At 69.6% G+C, this 12843-nt stretch carries 7 protein-coding genes and 1 pseudogene; 6 read left to right on the plus strand and 2 right to left on the minus strand.

The genetic code is table 11. The annotated features are described in order from the left end of the window. Positions 1–114 precede the first annotated feature (114 nt). Positions 115–2247 (plus strand): amylo-alpha-1,6-glucosidase, encoded by a 2133-nt coding sequence (locus ACZ56U_RS32585; RefSeq protein ID WP_469087509.1) that lies wholly within the window; start codon positions 115–117, stop codon positions 2245–2247. A gap of 808 nt (positions 2248–3055) precedes the next feature. On the opposite strand, the gene ACZ56U_RS32590 is transcribed toward ACZ56U_RS32585, so the two are convergent. Continuing rightward, positions 3056–3682 (minus strand): TetR/AcrR family transcriptional regulator, encoded by a 627-nt coding sequence (locus ACZ56U_RS32590; protein WP_469087530.1) that lies wholly within the window; start codon positions 3680–3682, stop codon positions 3056–3058. Between the two features lie 113 nt (positions 3683–3795). Here ACZ56U_RS32590 and ACZ56U_RS32595 point away from each other — a divergent pair, with 113 nt between their 5' ends. The 5 genes and pseudogenes from ACZ56U_RS32595 (at position 3796) to ACZ56U_RS32615 (ending at position 11892) form a co-directional block, all read left to right on the plus strand. Then, the gene (locus ACZ56U_RS32595) at positions 3796–5352 is read left to right on the plus strand and encodes an acyl-CoA synthetase (RefSeq protein WP_469087510.1); all 1557 of its coding nucleotides are present in this window, start codon (positions 3796–3798) and stop codon (positions 5350–5352) included. A gap of 13 nt (positions 5353–5365) precedes the next feature. Beyond that, positions 5366–6535, plus strand: coding sequence for an acyl-CoA dehydrogenase family protein (locus ACZ56U_RS32600; protein WP_469087511.1), 1170 nt, complete (start codon positions 5366–5368; stop codon positions 6533–6535). A 124-nt stretch (positions 6536–6659) separates the two neighbouring features. After that, on the plus strand, positions 6660–7967 hold the full coding sequence (locus tag ACZ56U_RS32605) for an MFS transporter (protein ID WP_469087512.1): 1308 nt from the start codon (positions 6660–6662) through the stop codon (positions 7965–7967). A gap of 489 nt (positions 7968–8456) precedes the next feature. Beyond that, positions 8457–10910, plus strand: a complete 2454-nt coding sequence (locus tag ACZ56U_RS32610; protein WP_469087513.1) for a SpoIIE family protein phosphatase — start codon at positions 8457–8459, stop codon at positions 10908–10910. Positions 10911–11128: 218 nt separating this feature from the next. Beyond that, positions 11129–11892 (plus strand): annotated as a pseudogene (locus ACZ56U_RS32615) (IS5 family transposase). A 43-nt stretch (positions 11893–11935) separates the two neighbouring features. Here the strand turns inward: ACZ56U_RS32615 and ACZ56U_RS32620 are convergent. Next, positions 11936–12703, minus strand: coding sequence for a transposase (locus ACZ56U_RS32620; RefSeq protein ID WP_469087514.1), 768 nt, complete (start codon positions 12701–12703; stop codon positions 11936–11938). Positions 12704–12843 lie beyond the last annotated feature (140 nt).

The following is a 12843-nucleotide window of genomic DNA, read 5'->3' on the forward strand; positions in this document are numbered from 1 at the left end:
TGAGCGAACAACAAGGTGTGGGCTCTATTTAAGCGATTCAGAGCGGCTTGTCAGGCATCTGGCCTCGTGGTTAGGTTCGTTTTATCGATTTAATGAACGAGAGGTTGCGCTCCATTGGACGTCACTGTCAAGACCCGCGACGGCAACATTTCCATCACCGCCGCAGGCGCCGCGGCTCATGGCCTGCAGCCGTTCCTGCACGACTCCGTCGTCACGCTGTATGCGCCGAGCTTCGTCATCTCGCAAGCAGACGGGCAGGTCACAGACGGTGCGGACGGCTTCTTCCATGGCGACAGCAGGGCCCTGGCCCGGCTGACCGTCGCCGCCGACGGCATCGGTCTCGCGCCGGTTTCCGCGGAGTTGCAGGGCGCCGATCGCGCTGGCTTCAGGGCGGTCTTGCGAGGGCTGGGCGAGGTGACGGAAGACCCGGTGGTGGCGCTGCACCGCCGCCGCAGCGTCACCTCCGGCCGCCTGGAGGAGGCCTTCGAGGTCACCAACGCGGGCGCGCGGCCCGTCCGCTTCCGCCTCACCGTGGAAGCGGCCACCGATCTCGCCCCGATGGACAAGGTGAAGTCCGGACACTCCCAGGACGGCATACCGGCCCAGGCCGCGGCGGGCGGACTGGTCTGGTCCCGCGAGGAATTCACGGTGAGACTGCTCAGCACTCCGGCGCCCGACACACTGGACGCGTCGGCCGGGCGACTGTCGTACGACATCGATCTGGCCCACGGCCAGTCGCGGACCGTGCTTCTGACCTGCACTGCCGCTCAGACCGCCGGCGACCAGTTCCCGGCAGCGCCGACCGAACAGGTGCCCTGGAGCACGCCCGTGCTGCGCAGCGCCGACCGGCGCCTGGACCGCTGGCTGCAGCAGTCACTCGCCGACCTGGACCGGCTGCGCCTGACCGACCCGCTCTCAGCCGGCACCCCGGCAGGCCGCACCGACCAGTTCCTGGCCGCCGGAGCCCCCTGGTACCTGACCCTCTTCGGCCGCGACGCCCTCTGGGCGGCCCGCATGCTCCTGCCCCTGGGAACGGACCTGGCCGCCGGCACCCTGCGCACCCTCGCCCGACGCCAAGGCAAAGTCGCCGACCCGACGACCGAGGAACAGCCGGGCAAGATCCTGCACGAAGTACGCCGCACCACGCAGCAGTTCAGCGATACCCTCGTCCTGCCACCGGTCTACTACGGCACCATCGACGCCACCCCCCTGTGGATCACCCTGTTGCACGACGCCTGGCGCTGGGGCCTGGCCTCCGAGGAGGTCGAACAGCTCCTGCCGTACGCCGAAGCGGCCCTGTCCTGGATACGCGAACAGAGCGACGAGAGCGGCGACGGCTTCCTCAAGTACGTCGACCAGACCGGCCGTGGCCTGGCCAACCAGGGCTGGAAGGACCACGACGACTCCATCCGCCACCGTGACGGCCGCCTCGCCGGATCCCCGATCGCCCTGTGCGAGGTCCAGGCGTACGCCTACGAGGCCGCACGCGGCGGAGCCGCACTGCTGCGCGCCTTCGACCGCCCGGGAGCGGACCAGTGGGAGGAATGGGCAGTGCGACTGGCCGCGCGCTTCCGCAAGCGGTTCTGGGTGCAGGACTCCCAGGGCCCCTACCCGGCCGTGGCCCTGGACCGGGACGGCCGCCCCGTCGATTCCGTCACCTCCAACATCGGCCACCTGCTCGGCACCGGCCTGCTCAACCAAGAGGAGTGCGCCGTGCTTGCCGCCCGGCTGAGCGCACCGGACCTCGACTCCGGCCACGGGCTTCGCACCCTGAGCAGCGCGTCAGGGGGCTTCAACCCCTACGGCTACCACACCGGATCCATCTGGCCACACGACACGGCAATCGCCGTGCACGGCCTCGTCCGGGCCGGATTCCCCCAGGCCGCGGCCTCGCTCGCGACCGGCCTGCTCACCGCCTCCGCCAGCTTCGACGCCCGCCTGCCCGAACTCTTCGCCGGCCACGCCGCCGAAGCCGCCGCACATCCGGCGCCCTATCCCGCCTCCTGCCGCCCACAGGCATGGGCCGCAGCCTCGTCAGTACTGGTGCTGCAGGCCGCCCTGGGCCTCGACGCCGACGTGCCCGGCCGCACGGTGACGGTCGCGCCCACCTTCGCGCACGCATACGGTCCACTGACGGTGACGGGACTACTGGTGGCCAACGACCCGCTACAGATCACCCTCGCCGCGGACGGCACTGCGAGCGTGGTGGCACCAGAACAACTGACAGTGCTCAACGAACAATCCTGACCGACCGCCGGACGCCGCTCCGTGCAAGAGCTGATGAGACGAAGGCCCTGCTCGCCGGAAGCACTACCCTGCCGTCCCCGTCGGCCGGCCGCCACGCCAGGGTGTTCACGGCCTGCCCGGCACCGCTTTCCCCCGCGGGCCGGCGCCGGGCAGGCTGCTGCCGGGGGTTATTCCTCAGAGGCGTTCGGGTCCCGCAGTGCCCGCGGGGCCCCGTACATGGACGCCGCGGTCAAGGAACTGGAAGCCGGCGGGCTGACCATCTCGCCGGAGATCCGTTCCCGGCTGTCCCCGCTGGCCCACGACCACATCAATTTCCACGGCCGTTGTCCGATCGTCCGCAGCCACGGCGAGAGGGTGTTTCACCACGCCCACCGAGTTCATGGCCATACCCAGTGCTCCGAGCGGTACTCCTCGTGCACGAGGAGGCCGGGTGCATGACCAGCAGGGCGTCGGTCTCGGCCCGGGCGAGCAGCTCCGTGAGCGTGAGGGACCCGCCGCCGTGCGGTCCGGTGAACGCGAGGCCGTCGAGGGCGCCGGCCGACGCGGTCGGCAGCGCGGACGCGCCGCCGGAGCCGCGCCAGACACGGCGGCTTGGAATGAGTTCCCGACTCTAGGTCGCGTGCCGTCGAGCACAGACCGGATCCGTGTATCCCCGCGCCCACACGAGATCAGCCAGGGAGGAAATGCCTGCCCTCTGTCTGCTCCGCTCCGCAGGCCGTGCACCTGAGTGCGATACCGTACACACTGTCTGGTATCTCGACCAGAGGTCTTGGGTAGGAGCGAGGGAGCCGGGTGGTTCCGGCGCGGTTCAGGGGGTCAGGTCGAGGGCTCCTGGAGCGTCGGACGGGGCGAGGCCGGTGGCCCAGACGCGGCCGTAGACCGACAGGTCGCGCAGATGGGCGGTGATCTCGGCGGCGCTGTAGCCGGTGTCGTTCTCGACCCACCAGGTGAGCAGGCCGATGAGTTCCCCGGTCCAGGCACGGGCGACGACGTCGAGGGGGATGCGGGGTGTCACCCCGAGCTGCTCGGTCCGCGTGCGGAAGGCGGCTTCGGCGTGGTTGCAGATGAGGTCCGTGAATTCTCGTAGGGCGCGTCCGTCGCCCTCTCCCCGCAGGACGACCCGGTAGACGGGCTTCTCCTGCTCGGCGTGTTCGAAGATGTACTTCACCGGCAGTCCGGTGAACCCTTCCGCGTGCGCCTGCCGGACCGCCGGCAGGAGGCGTTCGCGGTCCTCGGCGAGGTCGCGCACGATGCCTACCAGCAGGTCCTCCTTGTCGTGGTAGTGCGCGTAGAACGTGGCTCGGCCGACGTCGGCGTGTTCGGCGATCCCCTCGACCGTGATCGCGTGGAACCCCTTTTCCAGGACCAGTTCGACCAGTGCCTGGCGCAGTGCGGCCCGTGTCCTGCGGACGCGGCGATCTCCCGCGGGCTTCATGTCCACTTCGTTTCCTTCTCGTCCGAACCGTTGACCTGACACTAACGCTGCCGTTACGTTGCCGCACACCAAGCCTGTTACTGAACACTCTGTTCGGAAACTCTGGAGGTGTGATGAACTTCGGGCGGTACGTACGCCGGACTGCCGGCCACCAACCCGATGCCGAGGCGGTGGTCTGCGGACCCGTGCGGCTGACGTACGCGGAACTCGACGACCACAGCGACCGGCTCGCGACGGCCTTGCGCGCCCTCGGCCTGAACCGGGGCGACCGCGTGGCGACCCTCGCCGGCAACCGCGCGGAACTGGTCGTCACGGAAGTCGCCCTCTACAAGGCCAGCCTGGCCCGGGTGCCGATCAACGCCAGGCTCGGCACCGCCGAGGTGGCCCACCTGCTCGCGGAATCGGACGCGAGGGTGCTGCTGACGGACGCCGCCCACCTGGACATCGCCCGCGCCGCCGTGCCCGGTACCGGGGTCAGGACCGTCCTCGGCTACGACGGCGCGAACGACCTCGGCCCGGGCTACGCCGAGACCCTCGCGGGCGGCGATCCCGAACCCGTCGAGACGGAGTGCGACGAGGGCGACATCGCCGTACTGCACTTCACCTCGGGTTCCACCGGCACACTCAAGGCGGCGGTCCAGACCTACGGCAACCGGCTCGCCCTGATGCGCAAGTCGCTGATGAGCGCCGGCACCCGGGTGGGCCCCGGCGACCGGCAGATCCTGGCCGGACCCGTCACCCACGCCTCCGGCATGCCGCTGATGGGCATCTTCTTCGCCGGCGGCTGCGCGATCGTGCTGCCCCGCTGGGACGCCGAGGAGTTCCTCGCCACCGTCCAGCGCGAGCGCGCCACCCACGCCTTCGTCGTCCCCACCATGGTCAACACCGTCCTCGCGCTGCCGAACGCCCGCGACTACGACCTCTCCACCCTCCGCCAGCTGATCTACGGCGCCGCGCCGATGTCACCGGCCCGGATCAAGGCCGCCTGGGACCTCTTCGGCCCCGTCCTCTCCCAGGGATACGGGTGCGGCGAGACCACCTCCGGCGTGCTCTTCCTCTCCACGGAGGACCACCGGCGGGCGATCGAGGGCGAGGACGAGGAACTGTTGCTGTCCTGCGGCCGTCCGCTCGCCGAGGCCGAGGTCGCCATCGTCGACGACAGCGGACAGCCCGTCGCCGACGGGGAGATCGGCGAGATCGCCGTCCGCGGCCCCGATGTCGTCCCCGGCTACCACAACGAGCCGAACCTCACGGCGGAGACCTTCCGGGACGGCTGGTTTCTCACCGGCGACCTCGCCCGCCGCCGGTCGGACGGCTACGTCTTCATCGTCGACCGCAAGAAGGACATGATCGTCTCCGGCGGGTTCAACATCTACGCCGTCGAGGTCGAGTCCGTCCTGCACCAGCACCCCGATGTCTATGAGGCCGCTGTCGTCGGCGTCCCGGACGAGCGGTGGGGTGAGGCCGTCAAGGCGGTCGTCGTGACACGCGACGGCGCCACCCTCACGGAGGCCGACCTCATCGACTTCTGCGCCGAGCACCTGGCCCGCATGAAGAAGCCCCGCTCCGTCGACTTCGTTGCTGCCCTGCCCCACAACCCCAACGGCAAGATCGACCGCCGCGCCATCCGCGACCGCTACTGGGCCGGCGCCGAGCGTCGCGTCAACTGAACGGACCCCTGGCATGCCCTTCACCCTCGAACCCTCCTACGACGACAATCCGCGCCTCCAGGACCTCGTCGTCCGCCTGCGCGCCTACCTGGCCGACGAGCTCATCCCGTACGAGCGCGAGCACGGCATCACCCCGGAGACCAAGCTCGACCGCACCACGTTGGAACACGTCTGGAAGCGCAGCGCCGAACTCGGCTTCTACGGCATCAGTCTGCCCCCTGAGCTCGGCGGCCAGGGCCTGAGCTTCTACGAACTGTGCGCCCTCAAAGAGGAGCTGACCGCCTCCGGCGCCGCTCTTTCCCACTCGGTGCTCGGCGACATGGGCGGTCCGCTGCGCGTCGGCGCGATCGTGAAGTACGCCACCGAGGAGCAGCGGGAGCGCTACCTGATGCCCGTCGTCCGAGGCGAGCGGGCCTGCTGCTTCTCCATCACGGAGGAGGACGCGGGCTCCGACGTACGCCGGATGACGACCACCGCCACCTCGGACGGGGACACCTACATCCTCAACGGCAAGAAGGTGTTCAGCTCCGCCGCCCCCTTCGCGGACTTCGCGATCGTCGTCGCCCGCATGGCCGGCACCGAGGAGGCATACAGCGCGTTCCTCGTCGACCTGGACACCCCCGGCTGCCGTGTCCTCGACGGCGAAGTCCCCATGTCCGGACAGCAGATGGAGGGCGACCTTCTCTTCGAGGACTGCCGGATCCCCGCCGCGAACCTCCTCGGCGAGGTCGGACAGGGCCTGCGCATCGGCATCGGCCGCATCACCCTCAACCGCCTGCTGCACTGCCCGTCCCTCATCGGTGCCGCCCGCCGCGCCTGGGACCTGTCGGTCGAGTACGCCATGAATCGCGTCGTCTTCGGCCAGCCGCTCCTCGCCCATCAGGCCATCCACCACAAGATCGCCGAGATGGCCACCGAGATCTACGCAGCCCGCGCGATGGTGATGACCACCGCAGCGAAGGCCGACCGGGGGGACAACGTCTCCGTCGAGGCCAACATGTGCAAGCTCTTCACCTCCGAGGCGTCCTTCCGCGTCGCCGATCAGGCGGTCCAGATCCACGGCAAGGCCGGGCTCACCCGCGGCCACGAGGTCGAGCAGATCTTCCGCAGCCTGCGGATGTTCCGGATCGTCACCGGAACCACCGAGATCCACAAGAACGCCATCGCCAAGGGCCTTTTCTGACCGACCCCTTGGTGCCCAGGGCGGGGCCACGGGCCCCCGCTTCGACGAGCGGGCCCGCGGCCACGGGGGACCGCCGCCCACCCGTACGACCCCCTGCTCCACCCGCATCCGCAGGAGTCGCCCCATGGCACCCCGTACCGCCACCGCGCAGTCCCAGCACATCGCCGTCCCGACGCCCGACCGCCGCAAAGCCTGGCTGATCATGGCGATGATCGTGGCCTTCATGGTCATCAACTACGCCGACAAGTCGGTCCTCGGCCTCGCCGCCGTCCCGATCATGGAGGAACTCGACCTCAGCAACAGCGCCTACGGCCTGATCTCCAGCTCCTTCTTCTTCCTCTTCAGCGTCTCCGGACTCCTCGTCGGATTTCTCTCCACCCGGATCTCCAGCCGGGTCCTGCTGTTCGTCATGACAGCGCTGTGGGCCGTGGCCCAGCTCCCGGTCCTCGTGGTGGCCACGGTCCCGACCCTGATGGCCGGCCGCATCCTGCTCGGTGCCGCCGAGGGACCGGCCGCGTCCATGTCCATGCACGCCCTCTACAAGTGGTTCCCGCCGGAGCGCCGCGCCCTGCCCTCGGCCCTCCAGATCGGCGGGGCGGCCCTGGGCACGCTCATCGCGGCCCCCCTGGTCACCTGGCTGATCGACGGCTTCGGCTGGCGCTCCGCCTACGCCGTCCTCGCCGTCGTCAGCGCCACCTGGGCGCTGCTGTGGTGGCGCGTCGGCCACGACGGCCCGTACGACCACAAGCACACGGCCGCAGGATCCGGCGGGCTCCGGCTGCCGTACCGCAAGACCCTGCTGACCGGCACTGTGATCGGCAGCATCGCCAGCGCCTTCGGAGCGGCGTGGGCGCTGTCCCTCAGCCACGCGTGGTTGCCCGCCTACTTCAGGACGCAGATGGACATGTCGGCGGCGGCCTCCGCGACCGCCATCAGTGTCATGTCCGGCTTCGGCCTCGTGCTGCTGCTGGCGGTCTCACCGTTCGTGGACGCGTTGAAATCCCGTGGCGTGAGCAGTCGTTGGTCGAGCGGGGCGGCGCAGAGCATCGCCGTGTGCGTGGCGGGGTGCGCGATGGCGGCATTCCCGTTCGTCGACGCGTCCGGCCCCCGGCTGGTGCTGATCGCGCTGGCCTTCGGCGGCACCGCGATCGCCATCCCCCTTCACTACATGACGACTGCGGAGGTCGTCCCTCCCGCCCAGCGTGGCGCCGTCTTCGGCATCGTCGCCGGTATCGGCACCCTGCCGGGACTCGTGGCACCGTTCCTGACCGGCCACCTCATCGACACGGCCGACACACCTGCCGCCGGATACACCACCGCCTTCCTCGTCGCCGGCGCGGTGATGCTCATGGCCGGCGCCTGTGCCCTCACGGTCATCCGCCCGGAGCGGGACGCACGACGCTTGGGGCTCGACACCCGGCCCCCGTCCTGATGCGCGCTGGAAAAGGCGCGTTCGGCAGGTCGGGAGCACATTGGTGACTCACGTCCACGCTCGCGATCGAACCCGCGTTTCCCTGAAGTTCGCCGCGCCCGCCTCCGGGGGTTGTCGAACTCCCGAAAACAGGGAAACACGTGCTGAAGAAGTTCCGTACCCCGTCATGCTGAGCCACAGGCCGCCGGTGCGGCCCGGCCACCGTCCTGACGATCGGGCGGACGGAGTGGACCTTGTCGAGCGGCGCGCCAGCCGTTCGCGGACGAGCCGACTCCGCTAACGGCAAGTGGAGGCGGCCCACATCGGCGGACGCACCGCCGCTGCCGCGAGAGAACGCGCAGGCCTCGACCCCGGTCACTCCGGCACCCAGCTCCCGGCACCCCGATCGCCCATTCGCAGTGGAGCGGGGCCCGATCTAGGCTGGAAGCAGCCGCTGAAACCCCAGCACTGACGGGCTCGGCGGTGCGGACGGAGGCGTGGCGGGTGGAGATGGCCGACAGGCAGGACGCGCCCACTGCCGTTGCCGTGGTGGACCCGGACGGCACAGTGAGCGGCTGGAGCGAGGGGGGCCAGCTGCTGCTGGGCTGGACGGCTGAGGACACGGTCGGACGCCCCGTGACGGATCTGCTGGTCGATCCCGCGCCGCCCGGCTTCCCTGAGGGCTACGGCGCCGGCCCCGACCCCACGGGGTTCATCCACCTGCGCCACCGGGACGGCTCCACGGTCGACGCCGTAGTGACGGCTCACCCGCTGTTCGGCCCCGACGGGCGGGCACTGGGTCACGTGATGACCGTCCAGCGTTGGGGACGCCGCCCGGTGATCGCGGACCGGGCCTTCGAGCAGTCTCCCTTCGCCCTGGGCGTCTACGACCCTGAGCTGCGGTTCCTGTGGATCAACGCCTCCTCTTGCCGGGTGATCGCGCACTCCGAGGAGCAAGTGCTCGGCAAGAAGTACCGCGAGGTGCTTCCTGAATTCGACCCCACGCTGTTTCCCGAAAGGGACGACAAGCCCTACACCGACGCGCTGGCCGAGGTGGCGAGGACGGGCCAGGCCACGCGTCTGATCACCGTCTTCCGCCCTCGCGGCAGTGACTACGCCAATGCCTGGGCCACCAGCATCTGGCCCGTCCGGGATGCCGAGGGCAGGGTCCGCGCGGTCGCCAACTGGGGATTCGACATGAGCGCCGAGTACTGGGCCCGGCAACGCCTGCTCATCCTCAACGAGGCCGGCGCCGGCATCGGCCGAACCCTCGACGTCACCGGCACCGCCCAGGAACTGGCCATGGCCCCGGTGCCGGGATTCGTCGACCTCGTCAGCGTGGATCTCTTTGACGAGGTGCTGCGCGGAGAGGAACCGCCCTCCCGCTCCGCGTTCGACCCCGACGAGACGATCACGCTCAGCCGTGCCGCCCAGCACAGCGCGAAAGAGGGCGCCGACCCGGCTGCCGGGCCCACGACGCCGGTCAGGCACCCTGCCGGCTCCGTCGCCGCCCACTGCATGGTCACCGGCAGGTCCACGGTTGAGCTCGCGGCGGAGCCCGGACAGGGCGGCGAGTGGGCCTTCGGGCCCGGGCTCGCCGCCGACCCCGCCCACTGGCCGCCGGGCAATCCAGTGATCCACGAGTCCATCGCCAGGGACGGGCTGACGGGGCGGATCACCGTGCCGCTGCGGGCACGCGGCGCGCTCCTTGGCGTCGTCGCCTTCTCCCGCCTGGACCGACCCGAGGCATTCACCGCCGACGACCTGATCCTCGCCGAGGAACTGGCCGCCAAGGCAGCCGTTGCCATCGACAACGCCCGCCGGTACGCACGCGAGCGAACGACCGCTCTGACCCTGCAACGCAGCCTGTTGCCGCAGGGACTGCCGATCCAGGAGGCGGTCGAGGTGGCTTCCCGCTACCTGCCCGGCGGGACCGGCACGGAAGTGGGCGGTGACTGGTTCGACGTCATTCCGCTGTCCGGCGCGCGGGTCGCGCTGGTCGTCGGTGATGTCGTCGGACACGGCCTGCACGCCTCGGCCAGCATGGGCCGGCTGCGTACGGCGGTCCGCACTCTCGCCGACGTCGACCTGCCGCCGGACGAGCTCTTGACCCACATGGACGACCTCGTTCTCCACCTCGCCAGCGACCTCCAGCCCACCAGCCACTTCCAGCCGACCGGCGAGACCGGGGCCACCTGCCTGTACGCCGTCTACGACCCGGTCTCCCGGCGCCTGACGCTGGCGAGTGCCGGTCATCCATTGCCGCTGATCATCTACCCGGACGGCACCAGTACCCCGGTACCCGTCCAGCCGGGACCGCCGCTCGGCATCGGTGGTCTGCCGTTCGAGGCCACCGAGCTCGAACTGCCCGAGGGCAGCCTGCTCGCCCTCTACACCGACGGACTGGTGGAAAGCCGCGAGCGCGACGTAGACGAGCGGATCACCGAACTGCAGCGCGCCCTGGACCCCTCGGCCCCCTCCCTGGAGGCCCTGTGCGACACGGTGATGGACGCCATGCTCCCCGACCGGCGCACCGACGACGCGGCCCTGCTGCTCGTTCGCAATCATGCGCTCGATCCCCAGCACGTCGCCGACTGGGACGTCGAACCCGACACCGCGCAGGTGCCGCGCGTCAGGAAGGCCGCTGTCGATCAGGTGGACGTCTGGGGCCTGGAGGAGGCGGCGTTCGTGACCGAGCTGGTCGTCAGCGAGCTGGTCACCAACGCCATCAGATACGGCGAGCCGCCGATCAGGCTCCGACTGATTCGTGACACCTCCCTGATCTGCGAGGTCTCCGACGCCAGCAGCACCGCTCCGCACCTGCGCCGGGCCCGCGCCTTCGACGAGGGCGGGCGGGGACTGCTGCTCGTCGCCCAGCTCACCCAAGGGTGGGGCACCCGGCACACCAGCAACGGCAAGACGATCTGGTGCGCGCAGACCCTTCCCGCCTCTGGGCCGTGCTGAGATCTCAGCTCACGGAACGGCGCCGCCCGGGCGGCAGGGCACGGCAACGCGACCGCGCCGTCCCGCAGACCTTCCCCTGGATCCGGCGCCAGGAAGGCGGTCTCGGCCCTAGGCCGTGTCCGCAAAGTGTTGGCGTCGTTGGTCTGTTCGTGGTGCGTCGTCATGAGCTGACTGATGAGTCGTGGGCGGTGATCGAGCCGTTGCTGGCTCCGCCGCGGATGGGCCGGCCGGTGCGGGATCGCCGCCAGGTGATGAACGGGATTGTGTGGAAGCTGTCCACGGGCGCGGCCTGGCGGGACCTGCCCGAACGCTACGGACCGTGGAAGACGATCTACGAACGCTTCCGCCGCTGGTCGGCCGACGGAACCTGGGACCGGCTCTTGGCCCACGTCCAGCAACACTGCGATGCCGTCGGCGCAGTCGACTGGACGGTCGTGTGCGTCGACTCCACCACCGTGCGGGCCCACCAGCACGCGGCCGGGGCCCGAAAAGGGGGCTCTGGCCCGGCGAGGCGATCGGCCGGTCCCGTGGCGGACTGACCACGAAGATCCACCTCGCCTGCGACGGACAGGGCCGGCCGCTCGCCTTCACCATCACCGCCGGGAACGTCAACGACTGCACCCAGTTCGAACAGGTCATGGCCCGCATCAACGTCAGCCGACGCGGGCCGGGCCGCCCCAGAACGCGGCCGGAGCGGGTCATCGCGGACAAGGGCTACTCATCCACGAAGATCCGCTCCTACCTGCGCAGGCGAGGCATCAAAGCCGCAATCCCGGAACGGATCGACCAGATCAACGGCCGCATCCGCCGCGGCGAGGGCCTTTGCCGACTCGACCGGACCGCCTACCGGCGCCGCAACGTCGTCGAGCGCTGCTTCAACAAGCTCAAGCACAACAAGGCCCTGGCCACCCGCTACGACAAACGCGCCCGCCACTACAAAGCCCTGGTCACCCTCGCCTGCCTACGACTCTGGCTGCCCTGACTTTGCGGACACGACCTAGAGGTTGTCCCGTATGGGGTTTGAGTTATCCCGTGAGAGCCATGTTATGGAGGCGGGCGATGCCGAGTGCGGCTTGGTGGACCCCGTTGCCCTTGAGTCGGCAGTCCCGCAGAATCTTCCAGTTCTTCAGCCGGGACAACGCGTGCTCGACGCGTGCCCGAGCACGACGGTGGACCGAGTTCTCCGCTTCCTGCACGGGACTCAGATGCTCCTGACCACGACGTTTTCGGTGCGGAATGAGCAGCCCGGTGCCCCGGTAGCCGCCGTCCGCGATAGTAGGGACACCGCGGCAGACCCGGTCGACTCCGGACTCGCTGAAAGCCCGGCAGTCATTGCGACTGCCGGGCAGTGGATCGCCGATGGCCACCACCAGGCGGCTGTTGGCATCGATGACCACCTGCAGGTTCGTTGAGTACCGGTAGTTCTTGCTCGAGGCCGCGATGTTGCGGTCTCGCGTGGGGACCAGGGTGCCGTCAACGATGTACACGGTGTCTTCCCGTCTGCGGCGGGCCGGTGAGATCGCCAGCAACGGTGCGAGGTGGTCCAGAATCCGGTCCGCGGCCGACTTGGAGACCCCGAACAGCGGCGCCACCTGCCGCAATGTCAGATTCGTGCGCCAGTACGTCGCCACCAGCAACACCCGGTCTTCGAGCGGCAACCGCCACGGCCGGCCTCGCTGGATGTCACCACCACGTCGGCGCACCAGCGCGACAAGCCGGTTGAACTGCTCCGGACTCAACCCGACAAACGGCTCGATCCATTTCGGATCATCCGCTGAGATCACCCCACCCATGACCGGACAACGCCCTAACAGCCACACCAGTTACGGGACAACCTCTAAAGCGTGTTGCAGAAGGCTGTGTAGTGGGCATTTCCCCTGTATGCGTGGGGTGTTGAGGGTTCAGCCGTTGTGGGTGGAGACGTTCACGGGAC

Source organism: Streptomyces sp. NPDC034103 (assembly GCF_055575395.1).

Coding starts and splice junctions, on each gene's coding strand:
- ACZ56U_RS32590 (WP_469087530.1), bottom strand. CDS start 3,682: ATGAAGCCCGCGGGAGATCGCCGCGTCCGCAGGACACGGGCCGCACTG.
- ACZ56U_RS32595 (WP_469087510.1), top strand. CDS start 3,796: ATGAACTTCGGGCGGTACGTACGCCGGACTGCCGGCCACCAACCCGAT.
- ACZ56U_RS32600 (WP_469087511.1), top strand. CDS start 5,366: ATGCCCTTCACCCTCGAACCCTCCTACGACGACAATCCGCGCCTCCAG.
- ACZ56U_RS32605 (WP_469087512.1), top strand. CDS start 6,660: ATGGCACCCCGTACCGCCACCGCGCAGTCCCAGCACATCGCCGTCCCG.
- ACZ56U_RS32610 (WP_469087513.1), top strand. CDS start 8,457: ATGGCCGACAGGCAGGACGCGCCCACTGCCGTTGCCGTGGTGGACCCG.
- ACZ56U_RS32620 (WP_469087514.1), bottom strand. CDS start 12,703: ATGGGTGGGGTGATCTCAGCGGATGATCCGAAATGGATCGAGCCGTTT.